18 protein-coding genes are annotated in these 18,620 nt (G+C 58.6%); 3 read left to right on the top strand and 15 right to left on the bottom strand.

Going from position 1 to position 18,620, the window contains the following annotated elements; genetic code table 11:
• Positions 1-23: 23 nt before the first annotated feature.
• Both ACIP8I_RS01505 and eco read right to left on the bottom strand, forming a co-directional pair.
• Complete coding sequence (locus tag ACIP8I_RS01505) at positions 24-329, bottom strand: NIPSNAP family protein (protein ID WP_003225174.1); 306 nt, start codon at positions 327-329, stop codon at positions 24-26.
• A 21-nt stretch (positions 330-350) separates the two neighbouring features.
• A complete protein-coding gene (gene eco / locus ACIP8I_RS01510) occupies positions 351-836 on the bottom strand; it encodes a serine protease inhibitor ecotin (RefSeq protein ID WP_367084426.1) in 486 nt (161 codons plus the stop codon).
• A 370-nt stretch (positions 837-1,206) separates the two neighbouring features.
• On the opposite strand from eco, the gene ACIP8I_RS01515 reads away from it, so the two are divergent.
• Positions 1,207-1,476 (top strand): DUF1652 domain-containing protein, encoded by a 270-nt coding sequence (locus ACIP8I_RS01515; protein WP_007964586.1) that lies wholly within the window; start codon positions 1,207-1,209, stop codon positions 1,474-1,476.
• On the opposite strand, the gene ACIP8I_RS01520 is transcribed toward ACIP8I_RS01515, so the two are convergent.
• On the bottom strand, positions 1,473-1,871 hold the full coding sequence (locus ACIP8I_RS01520; protein ID WP_400758139.1) for a hypothetical protein: 399 nt from the start codon (positions 1,869-1,871) through the stop codon (positions 1,473-1,475). The two genes, ACIP8I_RS01515 and ACIP8I_RS01520, sit on opposite strands and share 4 nt — an antisense overlap.
• A gap of 90 nt (positions 1,872-1,961) precedes the next feature.
• Positions 1,962-2,231: a DUF2790 domain-containing protein gene (locus ACIP8I_RS01525; protein ID WP_400758141.1), complete on the bottom strand. Its 270-nt coding sequence runs from the start codon at positions 2,229-2,231 to the stop codon at positions 1,962-1,964.
• A gap of 484 nt (positions 2,232-2,715) precedes the next feature.
• Between ACIP8I_RS01525 and ACIP8I_RS01530 the strand changes: the two genes are divergently transcribed.
• The gene (locus tag ACIP8I_RS01530) at positions 2,716-3,012 is read left to right on the top strand and encodes a hypothetical protein (protein WP_400758142.1); all 297 of its coding nucleotides are present in this window, start codon (positions 2,716-2,718) and stop codon (positions 3,010-3,012) included.
• Positions 3,013-3,102: 90 nt separating this feature from the next.
• Here ACIP8I_RS01530 and ACIP8I_RS01535 read toward each other — a convergent pair whose 3' ends face one another.
• The 5 genes from ACIP8I_RS01535 to ACIP8I_RS01555 are packed head-to-tail and all read right to left on the bottom strand — an operon-like array spanning position 3,103 to position 9,967.
• Positions 3,103-5,328: a lipase family protein gene (locus tag ACIP8I_RS01535; RefSeq protein WP_400758144.1), complete on the bottom strand. Its 2,226-nt coding sequence runs from the start codon at positions 5,326-5,328 to the stop codon at positions 3,103-3,105.
• An 8-nt stretch (positions 5,329-5,336) separates the two neighbouring features.
• The gene (locus ACIP8I_RS01540) at positions 5,337-6,203 is read right to left on the bottom strand and encodes a hypothetical protein (RefSeq protein WP_400758146.1); all 867 of its coding nucleotides are present in this window, start codon (positions 6,201-6,203) and stop codon (positions 5,337-5,339) included.
• Positions 6,196-7,053: a hypothetical protein gene (locus tag ACIP8I_RS01545; RefSeq protein ID WP_400758148.1), complete on the bottom strand. Its 858-nt coding sequence runs from the start codon at positions 7,051-7,053 to the stop codon at positions 6,196-6,198. Before ACIP8I_RS01545 ends, ACIP8I_RS01540 begins: the two co-directional genes overlap by 8 nt.
• Positions 7,050-7,898, bottom strand: a complete 849-nt coding sequence (locus ACIP8I_RS01550) for a DUF4123 domain-containing protein (RefSeq protein WP_400758149.1) — start codon at positions 7,896-7,898, stop codon at positions 7,050-7,052. The genes ACIP8I_RS01545 and ACIP8I_RS01550 overlap by 4 nt, the downstream gene beginning before the upstream one ends.
• A complete protein-coding gene (locus ACIP8I_RS01555; protein ID WP_400758150.1) occupies positions 7,895-9,967 on the bottom strand; it encodes a type VI secretion system tip protein VgrG in 2,073 nt (690 codons plus the stop codon). Before ACIP8I_RS01555 ends, ACIP8I_RS01550 begins: the two co-directional genes overlap by 4 nt.
• A gap of 374 nt (positions 9,968-10,341) precedes the next feature.
• Between ACIP8I_RS01555 and ACIP8I_RS01560 the strand changes: the two genes are divergently transcribed.
• Positions 10,342-11,643, top strand: a complete 1,302-nt coding sequence (locus ACIP8I_RS01560) for an OprD family porin (protein ID WP_096796571.1) — start codon at positions 10,342-10,344, stop codon at positions 11,641-11,643.
• Positions 11,644-11,758: 115 nt separating this feature from the next.
• Here the strand turns inward: ACIP8I_RS01560 and ACIP8I_RS01565 are convergent, their stop codons facing one another.
• The 6 genes from ACIP8I_RS01565 to ACIP8I_RS01590 all read right to left on the bottom strand — a co-directional run bounded on the left by ACIP8I_RS01565 (position 11,759) and on the right by ACIP8I_RS01590 (position 18,616).
• On the bottom strand, positions 11,759-12,376 hold the full coding sequence (locus ACIP8I_RS01565; protein ID WP_400758152.1) for a hypothetical protein: 618 nt from the start codon (positions 12,374-12,376) through the stop codon (positions 11,759-11,761).
• 46 nt (positions 12,377-12,422) lie between these two features.
• On the bottom strand, positions 12,423-13,361 hold the full coding sequence (locus ACIP8I_RS01570; RefSeq protein ID WP_400758154.1) for a carbohydrate kinase: 939 nt from the start codon (positions 13,359-13,361) through the stop codon (positions 12,423-12,425).
• Between the two features lie 13 nt (positions 13,362-13,374).
• The gene (gene xylB / locus ACIP8I_RS01575; RefSeq protein WP_400758156.1) at positions 13,375-14,871 is read right to left on the bottom strand and encodes a xylulokinase; all 1,497 of its coding nucleotides are present in this window, start codon (positions 14,869-14,871) and stop codon (positions 13,375-13,377) included.
• 152 nt (positions 14,872-15,023) lie between these two features.
• Positions 15,024-16,499 carry a mannitol dehydrogenase family protein gene (locus tag ACIP8I_RS01580; protein WP_400758158.1) on the bottom strand — a complete coding sequence of 492 codons (1,476 nt, stop codon included), beginning with the start codon at positions 16,497-16,499 and terminating at the stop codon, positions 15,024-15,026.
• A gap of 17 nt (positions 16,500-16,516) precedes the next feature.
• Positions 16,517-17,620, bottom strand: a complete 1,104-nt coding sequence (locus ACIP8I_RS01585) for an ABC transporter ATP-binding protein (RefSeq protein WP_400758160.1) — start codon at positions 17,618-17,620, stop codon at positions 16,517-16,519.
• 165 nt (positions 17,621-17,785) lie between these two features.
• Positions 17,786-18,616, bottom strand: a complete 831-nt coding sequence (locus tag ACIP8I_RS01590; RefSeq protein WP_400758162.1) for a carbohydrate ABC transporter permease — start codon at positions 18,614-18,616, stop codon at positions 17,786-17,788.
• Positions 18,617-18,620 lie beyond the last annotated feature (4 nt).

Raw genomic sequence — 18,620 nt, forward strand, 5'->3', positions numbered from 1 at the left:
GCGGCGTCCCGGCGTGATACCGCTCAGGGCAGCAGTGGGCGCAGGAAACTGCGCTCGTAGCTGACGATGAATTTCTTCTGCACCAGTGATTCCACCAGCGCCGTGCTTTCCGGGTCGGTCAGCGCGATGTGCCGGTAGCTTTCGTAATCGGCCAGCGAAGGAAAGCTGAACAGGCAATAAGCGATATTGCTCGCGCCCTCGGAGGGCAGGAAATAGCCGTGATGAGTGCCGCCCAAGCGCTCGACGATGCCCAGCCAGGCCTTGGCGTAGGCCTCGAATTCGGTCAGTTGGTACGGATCGATCACGTATCGCACATGGCAGGTAATCACGTTTGGCGCTCCCTGTTCAGGTCATTCCGCAATGGCGGTGCCGACCTTGTCCGAAGCCGACCAGATGCGATAGCGCACCTCGACATCTTTCGGGGCGTAAATCACCAGCGGCAGCTTGCTGTTGTAGCGCAGCATGAAGCCGTCACCGACGACCGGCACAAAGGCGCGTTTCTTGGCGGTGCCGGGTGGGCAGGCCATCAGCGTGCTCATCGGGCCAATGACTTTTTCCAGGCGGTAGAAGGGATAGCCCCAACCTTCGAGGTTTTTCTCGTCCAGAGCGCCGCCCAGACGCTGGCGATTGCAGTCGACTTCCAGGGTTTTGCCGGCGAGGACTTCGACCTGGAAGTTCTCTTCCTGATCCTGTTTGGGCAGGTAGATGACTTGGCGGGTGAAGCCGTTTTCCGCCTTGGGATACGGCGCGACGTCTTCGAGTCTGGCCGCGTGGGCGAGGGTAGACAGGCCAGCAACGAGCAGACCGATTGTCGCGCGAGCGCGTAAAGAACCCATGAAAGCCTCCTGGCGGGTGTAGGGTGGATGTCGGGCATTCTCACTGTCATCAGTGATGAATGCAAACCGGCGTCGACTTGCAAATTGCAGTGCTCAGGAGAGTCGATCTTGCATTTTGCAACTGGCCAACTGCTGGCCAGCGCGCCAAGTGCTTGATTTCATGAGGGTCGAAATGACCCGATGAAAGGCACGTTTTATGCGTCGCTTTGGTGCAGCGCACCGGCTTCGGGCGCCTACACTCCAATGGGCATTTCGCAGTACAACCGTTTGCCGCACCAGGGAATCAGCGGGGACACACCCGTGCAGGGGCAGCAAAAGCGGTCAACGTGAAGAGTTGATTGGCAGTTTCATCAATAAGGAGAGGTTCACCATGTTTCTGTCTGCCTTGGAACTACGCAATATCATTGAAAGCAGTTTTCTGCCTAAACGCTGCCAGTGCACGCTGTCGCCAGACCTGTCGATGACCGTCAAGGTCTTCGGCGACCACCAGACTGACCAGGTTGATCTGCACGTCAGCGGAATCGACGCCAGCCACCTCAACGGCTGTCGCGAGATCAACGAACTGATTGCCGGCCTGCGCTCGGATCTGGCGCAACAGACCACGCCACAGCATTACAGTCCTCGCTCCAGAGCGCTTTAACTCACCGTTTCACCCAGTTCGACCGTCACGCGCCGGGCCTGCACAAAGCCAAGGCCCAGCGCGAACTCGACCAGCACCGCGAGCAGAATCCCGGGGCCGGCGTGGCCGTTCAGCCATTCGCCAAAACCCAGTACCGCCAGACCAAAACAACCGACGATAAACCCGTTGCTCAGGGCATTGCGACCCAGCGACGGCGGCGCGTTGCGCACCAGATAAAACATCACCCCCAACGCTGCAAACAGCACCGCACTGCGCCGCGCAACAAACCCTACCGCGCTGGAATACTCAATGCTCCAGATCGCCAGCAACACCTCCGGGAAAAAGCTCCAGACGAGCGCCAGTACAAAACACAATGAAGCAGTGATGATCGACAACGTGCGAAACGACAACTGCATGGCGAGTCCTTGCGGCAGTGAGAAGTGACCCCGAGCATAACCCGCGAGCCCTTCACCGCCTACCGCAAAGCCGCAAATCAGAGCCTTCTGTCAGTTCTGCTCGCTGCAAGCGTCAGACATTTTCCGGTAGGTGATTTCCGCTGGCTTGCCGGCATTGTCGATGTACTTCATGTCAGCGCTCACGACCTTGCACTGTCGCGTGGGTTGCTCGGTCATGGAAATCACTTTGTTCACATGCAACGGCATGCCGTACTGGTAGGGAACGGCCTTGGACGTGGCGGAGGTGTCATTGGCCTGAGCCAGCCCGGCGAATGCGGTGCAGGCGAGGACGGAGGTGAGCAGCAGCGTGCGAATGTTCATGAATCGGACTCCCGTGCGACGGAATAAGCGTTCGGCGCCATACGGCCGAACCTGCCGCACTCGGCGTCAGCCAGGGGCTGAGGTGTGCGGTTCAGTACAGTCTTGGACTGTGGCGTTAAGCGATGGTTAACCTGGCTGAACGCCGGCTGTCTGGCAGCGGGATCATTTCTCGGGGATGCGGTGCCGATTCCTACAAGGATGGATGCTTTGTCTGCTTCCGGCGGCGGGAACGGGGCGGGTATGGTTTGGCGTCGCTGCAAAATCAGCGATTCGGGTTTGGTCACCTGAAAATACTCACACATGTGTGCCATCATTCGCACCGCGGACATCTATGTCTTCGTAGTGCATCGCTGTGGCGGCTGTGTGCAGGACGCCTTCGGGCGAGCTGATTGGGTATTCAGTTGACCAAACTTGCATACAGTCCGCCTCCCATCGTTTGGTCACGGTGTCGGCGGGTTACCTTACCCAGCAAGAGATAACTCTGATGCCGATATTAAATCCGTTACCCAATCGTTATCACCCTCTAAACAGCGGCGTCACCGACAGCGCTCCAATGGTCATCGACACCCAAGCCAACCCCCAAGACATCCTCGAAGCCGCCGTCCAGCGCATCCGCGCCTGCAGCGACCTGCTCGAAACCCTGCACTGCTTGTGCTTCCGCCATGGCGATGTTCAGGACATTCCACACATTACCCATGCGCTGTACCTGCTGGCGCAGGACGGCAATGATTTGCTGCAGGTGGCACAGCAGCAGATGCTGGATTGGAAGGCGCCGGTTTGAAATTCTAGAATCAGGCTTGGAGGGAAGTCAGACGAGACTTCCCTCCAACTGCATAGGCCGTTTGCATCAGACCATTATCGTGATGCCGCCTCAAGCCATGCTTGTCGTGGTGGATCGCGGAATTTGTGCCAAACGTACCGACTCCTGATTCTCACGATGCTCAGCCCAACGATCGATATGCTTTTGCAGCTCCGGCAGTGCCGTGCAATCGCCGTAGATTTCAGCCAATGTCAGCTTTGTAGAGCTCAAGCGTGTGATCGTCAGGAGTGTTTCTTCAAGCGCTTTCAGTTCCTTTTGGTTATGTTTTAGTGCTTGCCTGATTGCCGTCTGGCGCTCCTGAAGGTCGGACATCGTCGAGCGGCGCTGGAATGCGGTAGCGCGATCTTGAGGGCGGCTTTCAATAGTGCCGCCGGGGAATTCCTTATCCGCCTCGCTTTGCCATTGCTGCAGTTGTGTGCGGTAGGTTTCCACCTCCAGCTTCAAACGGTCGGATTCGGTTTTGCTGACGATGTAGCCGCCGGTTTTCTCTGTATCCTGCCAGCGGCGTAACGATGCCCAGCATGCCGGAATATAACCGTCGAGCATCTTGTGATCGGCACCGTTGGCCGCCTGAACCAGGAATTGCTTGCGATCCGGTGTGTCGTTGTTCTTCAACTGAGCAACGCACTTGGCCATGGCTGCTTCTTCGTAGCCTTCGCAACCGGGTGTCCAAAGGACAGACGAGACCTCTCGACCGGGCAGGCGCAGTGGCATGAAGTAGCGCTGCTCGCCATGATGCCAATAAGGCTTGCCGCCAAAACGCGTCAAGCCGGCCGCAAACACCAGTCCCCCGGCGGCTGGCGTCAAAACGCCCGAGACAGTTGCCGCAAGGCCGGTGATCCAGATCGGCTTTTTGGTATCCATCCAGCCGGCGGGTACGCTCGGCACAGGGTCGTTCTGGTTGACGATCCGGTGATGAACCAGGCCGCTGGCGGATTCGACGAAGTCTTTGTCGCCAGCACGCGGTGAGCCGAAGGTGTAGAGGATTACGTCGCTGGTAATCTCACGATGGAGCCATTCCGAAAGCAGCAAGGAAATGGCGCCTCCCAGACTATGGCCGCAGACGATGATTTTCTGGTCGGTGCGGAAGCGAAGAATGTAGCGTTCGATAAATGGCCGCAACGCCATGAACGCTTCATAAAAGCCTTGATGCGCCTTGCCGGTTCCGCCCTCAATCGGTACCTGTTTGGCATCGGCATCTCGCCAGCCGTCCCAGCCTTCGGCCGTACCCCGTACACCGATAAGGATGATCCGGTCATCGTGGGTGGCATAGGCCTGGGTGTCGGTATTTTTCCAGTCCGTTGCACCTTGTCTCAAATCATTGAAAAAATGCACGTCTGAGGGGGTTTCCAGTTCTTCACCAGAGGATGAGTCATTCTGCGGGTAAAGTTCTGGATCGAAGGGGACGATTTCCAGGCGCTTGGAGTAGGGCACATCTTCTACGAGCGGAAACGATGGCTTCTTGGAGTCCGCGTAACTCGACGGCTCTTCGAAACACGCAAGGCAAGTATTCAGTACATGACCAATGGTGCCGCGCGAGGGATAGGTGAACGCAAAATCTTTTTTCGGGGCCGCATCAGCTTTCTCAGGTGTCTGACCGAAAGCCCCGTAACTGAGCGTGGCGAGCAGAGACAGTTGATAAAGGTTCAACGCACTGAATTCCGGCGCCAGCGACAGAAGCGGCCTGAACGCGCGCAAGGCGCGAACTTCGAGGACATAGTGTTTTTCTGGTAGCAGGCCTACACCAAAACTCGGAACTTTGTCTCCGGCGAAATCACGGGCGAGTTTGGCGCAACCTGCTGGCACAGGATTTGAAAGCTTTGCAGCAGGGGGCAAATGTTTGCTGAATTCAACAAAGTCACGAACTTCAACGTTGTGAAACTCGCCTTTTTCTGCCGAGGCACGGTATGCACCCGTTTTGCTGGTGCTACCAATTGGTCGTCGTAGTGTTTGCTCTGCGGCAGCTTGCAGCTCTGTTATCGGCAATGGGTAATCTTTGCGGTTTGACAGATCGGCATAGATCTTTTCTCCACCCTTGTATGGAGCGGATAGTGTCAATATCAGCGGTCCGCTGTAAGTCCCTGTTAATCGAGCATAAGCCTCTCCGTTCAAGACCCCTTCGTATCTTGTACCTTCAGAGTCAGTCAATACATAGCTGAGGCCTGCATAAGGCGTGGCTTCTCCGAACTCGTCTACTAAACGGAAACTTATCCAGCCCCCCCGCAACGGGCATGTGCGCCCTTGATCAGAAAGCAGTGATTTTTCTTGGCTCTGCATAAAAATCCTTATTCATTACACCCGGGATACACGGAGCAATCGCGTCCATTCAGTTTGAAAGTTCTAAATTGAGGGGGCGAAGTACACAGTTCTTCTCGACTAGAGTTCCAGCGTCCAGTACATGGCTTCCAGCCACCTGGGAGCTTGATCCAGTAATTTTGATAGTATGGTTCTTCTAGTGGGGATAATTTGAACTCTACGTGGACTGACTTGTTCGATATATCGCCTCTTGCGATTACGCCACCAGGCTTGCGGCGTTTAAAGCGATCGTGCGTCATTTCCCACTCAGGGCCTGTTGCTTCACAGGAAAGGATTTTTTCAATTTCGCCTTTTTTAATTTTTGATGTGCTTATCTGGAAGTACCAAGTGCAGATTCCGCGTTGCTCTATAACGCTAGGGGCCGACTCTATTGTGATGGAGGCCTTATCTGCAACTGAAAGCCCACCGGCTAACTCCATGTCGCGATCCAAGGAGCCTGGGCCGTATCTACCGCTTAACTCATAGCTAACGCTTGTAAGCTCCATCGAACAGTCCGCGATATTATATTCAAGCGGAATATCCGTAGATACTGTCTGCTCAACTTGCTTTGCCTCGGTCGTATTAGATTTTTGTTGTTGGCGTGTCACATTTCCACCAAGGCCGGGGCTGTAGATATCGCATTTTTCACCATCTTTAGGAGAGTATTTGGCTTTCGATGTAAAACCAAAATTCGCAGGAATGGTCGCAACTAATGTGAAGTGATCATTGCTGTAGTGGCTCGTAACACCTTCTACTGAGCTCTTCGCCATCTGACCGGCAAAACTGCATGCGCCTATCAATGGCAGAACAAGGAAAAACACAGTTCGGACACTGTGTGAGAAATTTCGGTTATTCATTAACTACTCCCTGTTCCGCACAGTTGGGATAAGCGGTGCATACACGACCATTCATTTTGAAAGTTTTAAAGTCTTTGTTGCCACGACAAAATCCGAAAGGGTCATTTGGGCCCTTTCCAAGGCATGGTTTCCACCCGCCAGGAAATTTTATCCATGTATCACCAATTGAAGGTTGCTCTTCATTGGAAAGACGAAACTCAACTTTTACAGTTGTGTTGGCAAGTCTATTTATTGCGATATAGCCACCTGGCTTCCTCGGCTCATATTTCGTTTTTTTCAACGACCAGTTGTCATCGGTTGCATGGCATGACAAAAGCTTTTCTATTTCTCCTAACTTGGCCTTGGATTTACTGATCTGGAACAACCAGGAGCAGAAGCCTCTCTGCTCTATAGTGCTTGGTATTCTTTCTGAGCGACTGTCTACTGTTGACGTCCTAATAGATAAGCCACCAGCCTGATCATAATCGCGGTCTAAAGATCCTGCACCATACCTCCCGCTCACCTCATAACTAACCCTGCCAAGCTCCATCGAACACCCCGCAATGTGATATTCCAGCGGTATATCCGTAGACGCAGTCTGCGCTTCCGCTTTTGCTTCAACCGTATTGGACTTCTGCTGTTGACGGGTGACGTAACCGCCGAGTCCGGAGCTGTAGACCTCGCAGGTCTGGCCCGGTTTTGGGTAGTAGTGTGCTTTAGAGGTGAAACCGAAATTAGCCGGTACGGTGGCGACCAAGGTGAAATGGTCGCTTGAGTAGTAACTCACGCTGCTTTCGGCAATCTGTTGCGCGAAGCTGCATCCGGCCAGTGCCGGTAGCACTGCCATCGCAGGGCAAAGACTGATTCTCAAGCCAGGACGCCTGCTTTTGGATTACTGAACACTCGCTGACAACGCGCAAAATGTACTTCGGGCGTCTCCCCCGAAAGGGGTTCCCACGCGATATCAGCTTCGCATTGTGGCGACAGGCGCAGGCTCAGCATCAACTGACGTTGTTCTTCGGTCCGCCAGTCCCATGCATCCAGCAGGTCCATTTGCTCCTCAAGCCATTCACTGACAACTCGGGTTTCGGCCAGTGTGGCAGCCGCATCGACGTGATAGGTCAGCAACCAGCGCTTGAGGTTGTCTCGCAGGATGCTTCTGGCTTGCTCGCCTGATTCCGGAGTGCGGAGCCATGGCGCCGGATTCGGTACCGGATGCATCCCAGACCTACTGTTATCTGCACTTTTCCATTGATCCTGGTCCCAATACAGCACGCTGCTGATTGGCCCGAGCAGCAGCGGCCATTCGGTCTCTTTCATGTTGCCCAGGCAGCGGGCCAGAACCCGGTTGTCTTGAAAACGGAACAGCGAGCGCTCGCCGTCTTCGTCGATGACCATACGGGCAATCCAGTGCTGAGTAAGGCTGTCGAGATCAGCCTTGTCCATGCTGCCGATCCAGCCCCAGTTGCGCTGTGGGTCATCGAGCAGTCTGCGGAACGCATCGTTGCCCGGGTTCTGTAATTCGGTCAGCCATGGGCTGATGGCGGCGAACTGCGCGTATTCGGTACGGCGGTAAAGTTGTACCGAGCGTTGCATGACGCCAGCGCTGTACAGCGAGGTGACCGGATTGGGTTCGGCGAGGCTGTCCAGTGCCAGAATCAGCACGCGATTGAGTCTGGACTGTTCGCCTAGCCAGTTGTTGAGTACTTCGCTCATGCTGTGGCTCCCAGATCGCATTTGCCTTCGCGGCAGGCTTCGCAGATCGGGCAACGTATGTCGCCGGCCGCGCGAGCGGCTTTGGCCAAGGCCATTTGTGCGGCGGCCGGGACGAGCAGGGCACCTGCTTTGTCTTTCGCTGCGGCCCACGGTATGACAGGTTCCAGAATCCCAATCCCGGTCCCCACACCCGGCGCACCACCGGTATTGACCTTCACCTCAGCCCCGCTGATGGTCACTCCACCCGCATCCACCTTCACAAAGCTCCCACCCGCATTGGCGGTCAGCTCCATGCCACCCTCGATCACCACTTTCTCACCCGCGTGATAGTGAATCTCGGTCCCGGCCTCAACAAACTGCGCCGTACCGACTTTCACATGCTGCGTCACGCCCACCGTCAGGTGATCATCCGCGCGCATCTCGCTGATGCGATCCAGATGGGTTATCCGGTGTTCTTCAACCTTGAACTCGCTCAGGGTGTTGGCCTCAACCGTGTCATGCCGCTCATTGCCCACTCGGATCTTCTGGTCGTGCTCGATGTTCTCGTCCCAGTCGCGCTGCGCATGGATGTAGATCTGCTCCACACCCTTTTTGTCTTCAATCCGAAACTCGTTGTAGCCCTTGCCGCCCGGGGAGCTGAGGGTTTTGAAGGTGCTGCGGGTCTTGTTCGCCGGCAGGTCGTAGGGGACGACGTTTTCCTTGTGGTACAGGCAGCCGGTGACGAGTGGCTGGTCGGGGTCGCCTTCGAGGAAGGTGACGAGGACTTCCATGCCGATGCGCGGGATGGCGATGCCGCCGTAGGCGGCGCCGGCCCAGCCGCTGGCGACGCGCAGCCAGCAGGTGGTTTTGTCGTCGGACTGGCCGTCGCGGTCCCAGTGGAACTGGACTTTGATGCGGCCGTACTGGTCGCAGTGGATCTCTTCGCCGGCCGGGCCGGTGACGACCGCGGTCTGGCTGCCGAGGACTTTCGGTTTCGGGTGTTCGAGGGCCGGGCGGTAGTGCGCGTCCCACGGAGTGGCGAGGAAGCTGTTGCGGTAGCCCTGGTGGAAATCGCTTTTGTGGTCGGTGACGTCGCTGGTGACGTTCTCACCCAGCACCTGCGGTTGTTTGCCTTCATGGAAAACTTCCAGCAACAGCCACAAATCGTTCCATTCAGCGCGGGGGTGTTCGGCCAAGGTCAGGAAATGGCCGCTGGTCAGGGTCGGTTCGTCACCTTTGCCTTCGGCGAGTTTGTAGTCGCTGCGATGGCGCTCCAGGGCGCGGGTCGAGAGGAATTTGCCGCGCTCGCGGGTGGTGAAGCGGCCGGGGTAATCGTAGTCCTCAAGGTCCGGGGCGAACTCGGATTTGACTGCACCTTCGGGCAGGATCTTCGGTTTTTCGAAGTCGTAATCGCGGCGGCTGACGCGGGTGGTGCGGGTTTCCAGGCGCAGGTTGAAGCGCTTGATCACCGGTTTGTCGGCGCTCATGCCGGAGTCTTGCTGGTAGCTCACGGCTTTGAGTTTGCGGAACACTGTTTGATCGTCGCCGAACACCAGTTTGTGCCCGCTGCTGCTGTGCTGGAAGTGGAAGTGGATGCCTTCCTCTTCGCAAAGGCGCTGGATGAAGTGCAGGTCGGACTCGTCGTACTGCACGCAGTAATCGCGCTGCGGATACTCGGCGTTGAGCTGGAAGCTGTAGGCGTCGGCGAGGATGCCGCGATCTTCCAGCACCTGGGCGATGATCTTTGGCACCGTGAGGTTCTGGAAAATCTGCTGGTCATGGTTGTGCCGCAGATAGGCCAGTTGCGGCACCAGGCTGATGCTGTAACGGGTCAGGGTCTTGCCGGAATCGCCTTGCTCGATGCGATACACCAGGCCATGGATCTGGCCTTCGCCGGTGGCGCCGAAGGTCAGGACGCCGGGCTTGTGCAGCAGCTCTTCGAGTTTGAGGTCGGGGCGGGCGCTGACCAGTTCGAGGTCGAAACGGAAAGGCTCGTTGAGGGCTTCGCGACCGGTGAAGCTGAGCACTTGCAGGTCGGCGGAAGCGCCTTCGAGGGTAAGGGTAATGTGGGTAGCGTTGGCGTCCAGCATGCCTTGAATTCCGTCCATTGAATAAGCAGGTGACGGATGATGGAGGATTAAACCGCCTCGTTCAAGGCGCAAATGCCGTAGGGACGGGACCTGCAGGGTATAGGGAAAACCCCTATGACAGCGTTTACACCCAATGAAAACGGGGGCTTCGCTGCCGTGAGTTACAGATCTGCACGCGGTTTGAGCCCATCGCAGGCCGAAGAATCGCCAGTCAGTTTCAGACTAAAGTCGCCTTCAGGCCGTCAAAGCCATCTGCCATCATTGCAGCTCACCCCTGCGTGTCCACTTCTTCCCGGCTGTTTTTGACCCGGGACGGGAGCTATTTTTCTGGCTGACTGCGCCCCGGCGCAAACGCTGTACTGTTGGAGTTTTTCATGCGTCCCCCATTCCCTCTCATCACCCCGCGCCAGTCGTTTGGCTTCGGAGCCGTTGTGCTGTGCGCCGGTTTTGCCGCGCAGGTTCAGGCCAGCGGTTTTCTTGAAGACACCACGGCGAAAATCGAATCGCGCACGGTGTATTTCAACCGCGATTTCCGTGATGGGCACACCTCCAGCGACCAGGGCGCTTCCAAGCGTGAGGAGTCGGCGCAAGGCTTTATTCTCAATCTGCAGTCGGGTTACACCGAGGGCACGGTCGGCTTCGGTATCGATGCGTTGGGCATGCTCGGTTTCCAGCTCGATTCCAGCCCTGATCGCAGCAACAGCGGCTTGCTGCCGTCGAGCGGCGAGAACCCGCGCGGCTCGAAGGGCCAGTACGCGAAGATGGGCCTGACCGCCAAGGTCAAGGTCTCGGACACGGTGTTGAAGTACGGCGCGCTGCTGCCGGATCTGCCGTTGCTCAAGTACAACGACGGCCGCTTGCTGCCGACTATGTTCAACGGCGCCATGCTGACCTCTAAGGAAGTGAAGGATCTGACCTTCATGGCCGCGCGTCTGGACAAGTACACCGCGCGCGATTCCACTGATTCGCAAGACATCCGCGTGCACTGCAAGAACAAGCGCTACGCCTGCAACACCACCGCCGACCATTTCGACATGTACGGCTTCGACTACAAGATCAACGATCGCCTGACCGCGCAGTATCACTACGCGGAACTGGAAGACATCTACCGCCAGCACTTCATTGGTTTGCTCGGCAATCAGCCGCTGGGTGACGGTGTGCTGAAGGCCGATCTGCGTTTGCTGAAAAGCGCCGACAGCGGTGATGCCAAGGCCGGCTCCATCGACAACCGCGCCTTGAGCGGCATGCTCTCGTACGGCATCAGCGGCCACACTTTCAGCGCCGGCTGGCAGCGCATGAACGGCGACAACTCGATGCCGTACCTCGATGGCAGCAATCCGTATCTGGTCAACTACGTGCAGGTCAACGACTTCGCCGCCGCGCAGGAGCGCTCCTGGCAGCTGCGTTATGACTACGACTTCAAGGCCATCGGCATCAACGGTTTGAGCTTCCTGACCCGCTATGTCAACGGTGATCACATCAAGGTCCCGGGCAGCGATCAGGAAGGTAAAGAGTGGGAACGCGACAGCGAGTTGAAGTACGTGATCCAGACGGGCACGTTCAAGGATGTCAGCCTGCGCCTGCGCAATGCGACGTACCGCACCAACTATGAAAAATTTGCGCGGGATGTGGATGAGACCCGGTTGATTGTGAGTTACAACTTTTCCGTCCTGTAAACCTCACCCCTGTGTAGGAGCTGCCGCAGGCTGCGATCTTTTGATCTTGATTGTAAAAAACAAAATCAAAAGATCGCAGCCTGCGGCAGCTCCTACACAGGGGATTTTCGGCGCCCTACAACCAATGCCAGAACCGGCTCCAGAAGCCGCGATTCAGGTCTTCCTTGCACCCGGCATACTGTCGCGCATATACGTCCGAGCGCGCCTGCACCTTGCGCGCCGTCGGCATCAACCAGGCCTTGCTGGCGTAGGTCTTGTTGCGGAAACCGCCCCAGCCTTCGTGGTAGTTCAGGTACTGGTTGTAGGCGTCGTACTTGTACACGCCGTTGATCGAGGTGGTCTTGTCCATGTACCAGCCGACGAAATCGATGGCGTCGTCGAAGTCTTCGCGGTCGGCGCCGTGTCGGCCGGTGCTTTTCTGGTAATCGGACCAGACTTCATCCTTGGCCTGGGCATAGCCGGCGGCTGTCGATACCCGGCCCCACGGGATTACCCACAACAGGTATTTGCGTGGGGTCTTGGCGTCGTAGCGGTAGCCGGACTCCTGATACATGATCGCGAAGGGCACCTGGATCGGCACGCCCCAGCGTTTCTGCGTGACTTGCGCCGCGTCGTACCAGTCGCTTTTCTCGCGGAAGATCGCGCAGATGTCTTCCGGCGAACGCGGTGGCGAGGTGCCGCAGCCGCTGAGTAATCCCGCCAGTATCAAAAGTCCCGCCGTCCGCCCCGACATCAAACCGTCATCCCCATGCGCGCAAAAAGGCCGACAGTCTACGCGTTCAGCTCAACTGGTGACGATAGGGCAAATCCGGACCGGTCTTGCTGCACGTCAGGGCGGCCGCCTGTACGGCAAACCTGAGCATCGCGTCGATCTGCTCGCGGCTGAGCTGTCGCACGCTCTCAACCGAGTCCAGACCTTGTTCGGTCAGCCAGGTGATCAGTGCCGCTTGAAAGGTATCGCCGGCGCCGACAGTATCGGCGATCGTCACCGAGCACGCCGGTACTGACCACGAGCCGTGGGCGCGGCTGAACACCGTCGCGCCTTCGCCGCCACGGGTGAGGAACACCAACTGGCAGCGATGCTGCAGCCAGCCTTCGATCACCCGTTGTGGATCCTGCTCGGGATACAGCAGGCTCAGGTCTTCGTCGCTGACCTTGATCATGTCGGCCAGTTGCACCAAGGTCGCCACGCGTTCGCGCCAGAGGTCGATGTTCGGCTCGGGGTTCAGGCGTACGTTGGGGTCGAGGGTGATCAGGCGCTTGCCGCTTTCGCGCTGCACCAGGGTCAGCAGGGTATCGGCGATCGGCTGCACCACCAGCGAGAACGAGCCGATGTGCAGACCACGCACTTCAGCGCCGAGCTGCGGCAGATGCGCAACGCTCAATTGTCGATCAGCGCAGCCTTCACCGCGAAAACTGTAATGCGGCGAACCGTTGGCGCCCACCGCGACCATCGCCAGAGTCGTCGGCGCCGCGAAGTCCACCAGAAAGTCCGGGCGCACACCTTCATCCTGCAGCACTTGCTGCAAACGCCGGCCCAGATAGTCGGTGGACAGCCCGGCAAACAGCGCCGAATCCACACCCAGACGACGCAAGCCGACTGCGACGTTGAACGGCGAGCCGCCGGCAATCGCCTTGAAATTGACCTTCGACGCCAGACCGCTGGCATCGTCTCCGCTGAAGAAATCGAACAGGGCTTCGCCACACACCAAATACATAATTGTTTGCTCTTTATAGGGTTGCGACATGCTGTTGATAGCGTTCATAGGCCTGCTGGAACGCCGCGACATTGACGGCAACCGGCAGGGTTTCACTGTGCAGATCGAGCTTCACGCAACGCTGGCACAGATCGGCCAAAGTGTCCTCGTGGCCGTTCGACCATGACTTGCACCACGCCGCCTGAATCGCCGCGCCAAGGGCGGCGGCTTCGCTGTGTTCGGTGCAGATCACCGGGGTGTTCATGATGTCGGCGACGATCTGCCGCCACACCGAACTTTTCGAACCGCCGCCGATCAGGCAAATGCTGCGGCTTTGTAAACCATTGTGGCGCAACAGATCCAGTCCATAACGCAAACCGAAGGTGGTGCCTTCGACCACCGCACGGCACAGGTTGGCCTGGGTCAGGTTGCTCAGGGTCAGGCCGTGCAGGCTGCCGGTGGCATGGGGCAGGGCGGGGACGCGTTCACCGTTGAGGAACGGCAACATGCTCACGCCTTCGGCACCGATCGGCGCCTCGGCCACGAGTTGATTGAACTGCTGCAGATCGAGGTCGAACAGTTCGCGAATCGCGCCGGTGGCGTTGGTCAGGTTCATGGTGCAGATCAGCGGCAGCCAGCCGCCGCTGGACGAGCAGAAGGTCGCGACCGAGGCGTCCGCGCTGACTTTGGGTGCCTCGGCGTAGGCGTACACCGTGCCGGAGGAGCCGAGGCTCATGGTGATCGCTCCCGGCTGAATGTTGCCGGTGCCGATGGCGCCCATCATGTTGTCGCCACCGCCGCTGGCGACCAGCGCATTCGGGTTGAGGCCGAGCTGTTCGGCAATCGAAGGCAGCAGCGTACCGACCGCCTGATGCGCGTCGATCAGCTCCGGCAGCGCCGCTTGCAGGCGACCCGTGGTGTCGATGTCGCGCAGCAGTTGCAAGTCCCACTGACGGCTGCGCACGTTGAAATAACCAGTGCCGGAAGCGTCGCCGTACTCGCTGCAGGCGCGGCCGGTGAGCCAGAAGTTCAGGTAGTCGTGGGGCAGCAGGATGCGTGCGACGCGCGAGAACACCTCAGGATGCTGTTCTTTAGTCCAGAGTAATTTCGAAACGGTGTAGCCCGGCGCGATGACTACGCCGAGGCGCTCAAGCGATCCTCTTTCGCCGCCGAGGTGTTTGAGCAAACGGTCGTTTTCATCGGTGGTTTCGGTGTCGCACCACAGCTTGGCCGGGCGCAGCACCTGGCCCTGATCGTCGAGCAGCACCAGCCCGTGTTGCTGGCCGGAGACGCCGATGCCGAGGATCGCCTGACCGTCGACATTGGCTGCGAGCAAGGCGCGGCGGGTGGCGAGGGCGAAAGCGTCCAGCCATTGTTGAGTGTCCTGCTCGCGACGGCCGTTGGCGCCGCTGATCATCGTGTGCGTGGCAGCGCCTTCGCCGAGCACCTGACCGCTGGCGGCATCGAGAATGATCGCCTTGGTGCCCTGGGTGCCGCAGTCGATGCCGAGGAAGAGTTGTCGGGTGGTCACAGTGAGGTCCTCAGGGTGTCTGGTGAGTCAGGGTGAAGCCAATCGCTGGCAAGCCAGCTCCCACAGGTTCTCGGTTGTACGCAAAATCCATGAACAATTGAAAACCCTGTGGGAGCTGGCTTGCCAGCGATGGCGTCGGTGGTTTCACCGCATCACTCAGCCAGCACCCGCTCTAACGTGCGCGTCACACCCACCTCACGCAAGCTGTTGCAGCACCATTCAAATGCTGCCACGAACGCCGCCGACCGCGGAATCGCCGTGCCGAAGATCTCCTCAACCGCCAACAACCGCTGGGTGATCAACGCATCATCGGCCACCAGTCCCTGACAGAATTCCGCCCGTGGATCAGGTATCGAATAGCTGTCGCCATTCTCGTCCACACCTTTCAAATACAGGGCCCAGGCCGCCACCACCAGTGCCGCGCGTTTGGTCTCGCGGCCGTCGGCAATCAAGCGATTGATCGTCGGAATGGTGAACTTGGGAAACTTCGACGAGCCATCCGAACACACCCGCTCCAGCTGATCGGCAATCGCCTGATTGGAAAAGCGCGCCACCAGCGTGTTCTTGTAGTCAGTCAGGTCGATGCCCGGCACCGGCGCCAGTTGCGGGGTGACGTCGAGGTCCATGTAGGCGCGCATGTAACGCACGAACAGCGGATCGTTCATGGTTTCGTGAACGAAGCGATAGCCCTTCAAAAAGCCCAGATACGTCAGCGCCAGGTGGCTGCCGTTGAGCAGTTTGATCTTCATTTCTTCGTAGGGCGAAACGTCGTCAGTGAACTGCACGCCGACCTGTTCCCAGGCCGGGCGACCGTTGACGAATTTGTCTTCCAGCACCCATTGCACGAACGGCTCGCAGACCACCGGCCAGGCATCGTCGACCGCGTGTTTGTCGGCCAGTTGCAGGCGATGCGCGGTGCTGGTCATCGGCGTGATGCGGTCGACCATGGCGTTGGGGAAACTGACGTTGTGTGCGATCCAGTCACGCAGCCCCGGGTCACGCAGGGTGGCGAAGGCCAGCAACGCTTTGCGGGTCACTGCGCCGTTATGCGGCAGGTTATCGCAGGACATGATCGTGAACGCTGGTGTGCCTGCGCCACGGCGTTTTTCCAGCGCCGCGCAGAGGAAACCGAACACGGTTTTCGGCGTTTGCGGGTGTGCCAGATCGTGTTGAATCTGCGGCAGGTGCGCCATGAATTCGCCGTTGCTGTCGTCGATGCAGTAGCCGCCCTCGGTGATGGTCAGCGAGACGATGCGGATCTGCGGATCGGCGAGTTTGTCGATCAGCGCCTGTGCACCATCCTCGGCCAGGAGCATGTCGCGAATCGCACCGATCACCCGCACGTCGGTGTCGTCGCTGTCGCCGAGTTCGAACAGGGTGAACAGGTAGTCCTGTTCCTTGAGGTCGTCACGGGCGCGGCGGTCTTCCGTGCGCAGGCCGACCCCGCAGATCGCCCAGTCCAGCGCCTCACCGGTGTTCATCAGCGCATCGGTGTAATACGCCTGATGCGCACGATGGAAACCGCCAACGCCAATGTGCGCGATGCCCTGACGGGTGTCGCTGAGGTTGTAGGCCGGCAGTTGCACCTCGGGGGCGAGGTGATGCAGGTTTTGTTCATTCAGTTTCATCGGGCAGGTCTCGAAATTCAGGCCGCCGCGCGCAGCGGGCGGATCAGCGCCACGCCGTCGGCGTCGAACAGGTGGCAATGGCTGGCGTCCAGGTGCAGGTTCAGTTGCTCGCCGTAGCGGCTCGCGAGGTCACCGCGCACGCGCATGGTCAGGGCTTCGCCGGCGTTGGTGGTGACGTGGCAGAAGGTGTCGCTGCCCAGGCGTTCGCTGACGTCGGCGGTGACTTGCAGGGTGCAGTCGCCCGGTTGCGCCAGTTCCAGATGTTCCGGGCGAATGCCCAGGGTCACCGCGCTGCCGACGCTCAGGTTGGCAGCGTTGAACGGCAGGGTGATGCGCGTGCCGGCGTCCAGCGAAACTTCGCAGCTCTGGCTATCGACGCGGGCGATCTTGCCCTTGAGGAAACCCATTTTCGGCGTGCCGAGAAAACCGGCGACGAACAGGTTGGCCGGGTTGTGATAGAGGTCCAGCGGCGAGCCGACCTGCTCGATCTTGCCGCCGTTGAGCACCACGACCTTGTCGGCCATGGTCATCGCTTCGACCTGGTCGTGGGTCACGTAGATCATGGTCGCTTGCAGGTCCTTGTGCAGACGCAGCAGTTCCAGACGCATCTGCACCCGCAGGGCAGCGTCGAGGTTGGACAGCGGTTCGTCGAACAGGAATATTTTCGGATTGCGCACGATGGCGCGACCGATGGCGACCCGTTGCCGTTGGCCACCGGACAGTTGTTTCGGCTTGCGCTCGAGCATCGGCCCGAGTTCGAGAATCCGCGCCGCTTCGCCGACCTTTTTCTCGACTTCGGCTTTCGGCACGCCCGCCAGATCGAGGGCGAACGACATGTTCTTCTTCACGGTCATGTGCGGGTACAGCGCGTAGGTCTGGAACACCATCGCCAGATCGCGCTTGGCCGGGCTGACTTCGGTGATGTCGCGGCCATCGAGTTCGATGGTGCCGCCGCTGACTTCTTCCAGCCCGGCGATCAGCCGCAGCAGGGTGGATTTGCCGCAGCCGGACGGGCCGACGAATACCACGAATTCCTTGTCGTTCACCTCAAGGTCGATGCCCTTGATGATGGAAAAACCTTCGAAGCCTTTTTGCAGATTCTTGATTTTCAGGTTGGCCATGATGGTGGGCCTCCGCAATAAATTATTCAGTTGAACCGGATCAGCTTTTCGGTAGGAGTGAGCCTGCTCGCGATAGCGGAGTGTCATTCAGCGATGATGTCGACTGACATGGCCTCATCGCGAGCAGGCTCACTCCTACAGGTGGTTGTGTTGGGTCAGAGATATTCATTTCACGGCGCCGAACGACAGGCCGCGCACCAGCTGTTTCTGGCTGATCCAGCCGAAAATCAGGATTGGCGCGCAGGCCAGGGTCGAGACCGCCGACAACTTGGCCCAGAACAAGCCTTCGGGGCTTGAGTACGAGGCGATCAGCGCGGTCAGTGGCGCGGCTTTCGACGAGGTCAGGTTCAGCGACCAGAACGCTTCGTTCCAGCACAGAATCAGCGACAGCAACACGGTCGAGGCGAGACCGCCCTTGGCGATCGGCAGCAGCACCCGGAGCATTTCCTGCATCAGCGTGGCGCCGTCGAGGCGGGCGGCCTCGAGGATGTCTTTGGGGATGTCCTTGAAGTAGGTGTAAACCATCCAGACCACGATCGGCAGGTTGATCAAGGTGTAGATCACGATCAGTGCGATGCGCGTATCGAGCAGGCCGAAACTCTTGGCCAGCAGGTAGATCGGCATCAGCACGCCCACTGGCGGCAGCATCTTGGTCGAGAGCATCCACAACAGCGTGCCCTTGGTGCGCTGGGTTTCGTAGAACGCCATCGAGTAAGCGGCGGGCACCGCAATCAGCAGGCACAACGCCGTGGCACTGAACGAGATCACCACCGAGTTCCAGGCAAAACTGAAGTAGTCGCTGCGCTCGTTGATGTGCAGGTAGTTCTCCAGCGTTGGCGTGAAGATGAACTGCGGCGGCGTGGCAAAGGCGTCGATTTCGGTCTTGAAACTGGTCATCACCATCCAGAAGATCGGGAAGAAAATCACGATCGCGATGGCCCAGGCCAGGGTGCCGAGCAGCAGGCTTTGCAGCCGGCGGGATTGTTGAAGAGTCATGGCG

Source organism: Pseudomonas sp. NPDC088414 (assembly GCF_044753325.1).
GTDB lineage: Bacteria > Pseudomonadota > Gammaproteobacteria > Pseudomonadales > Pseudomonadaceae > Aquipseudomonas.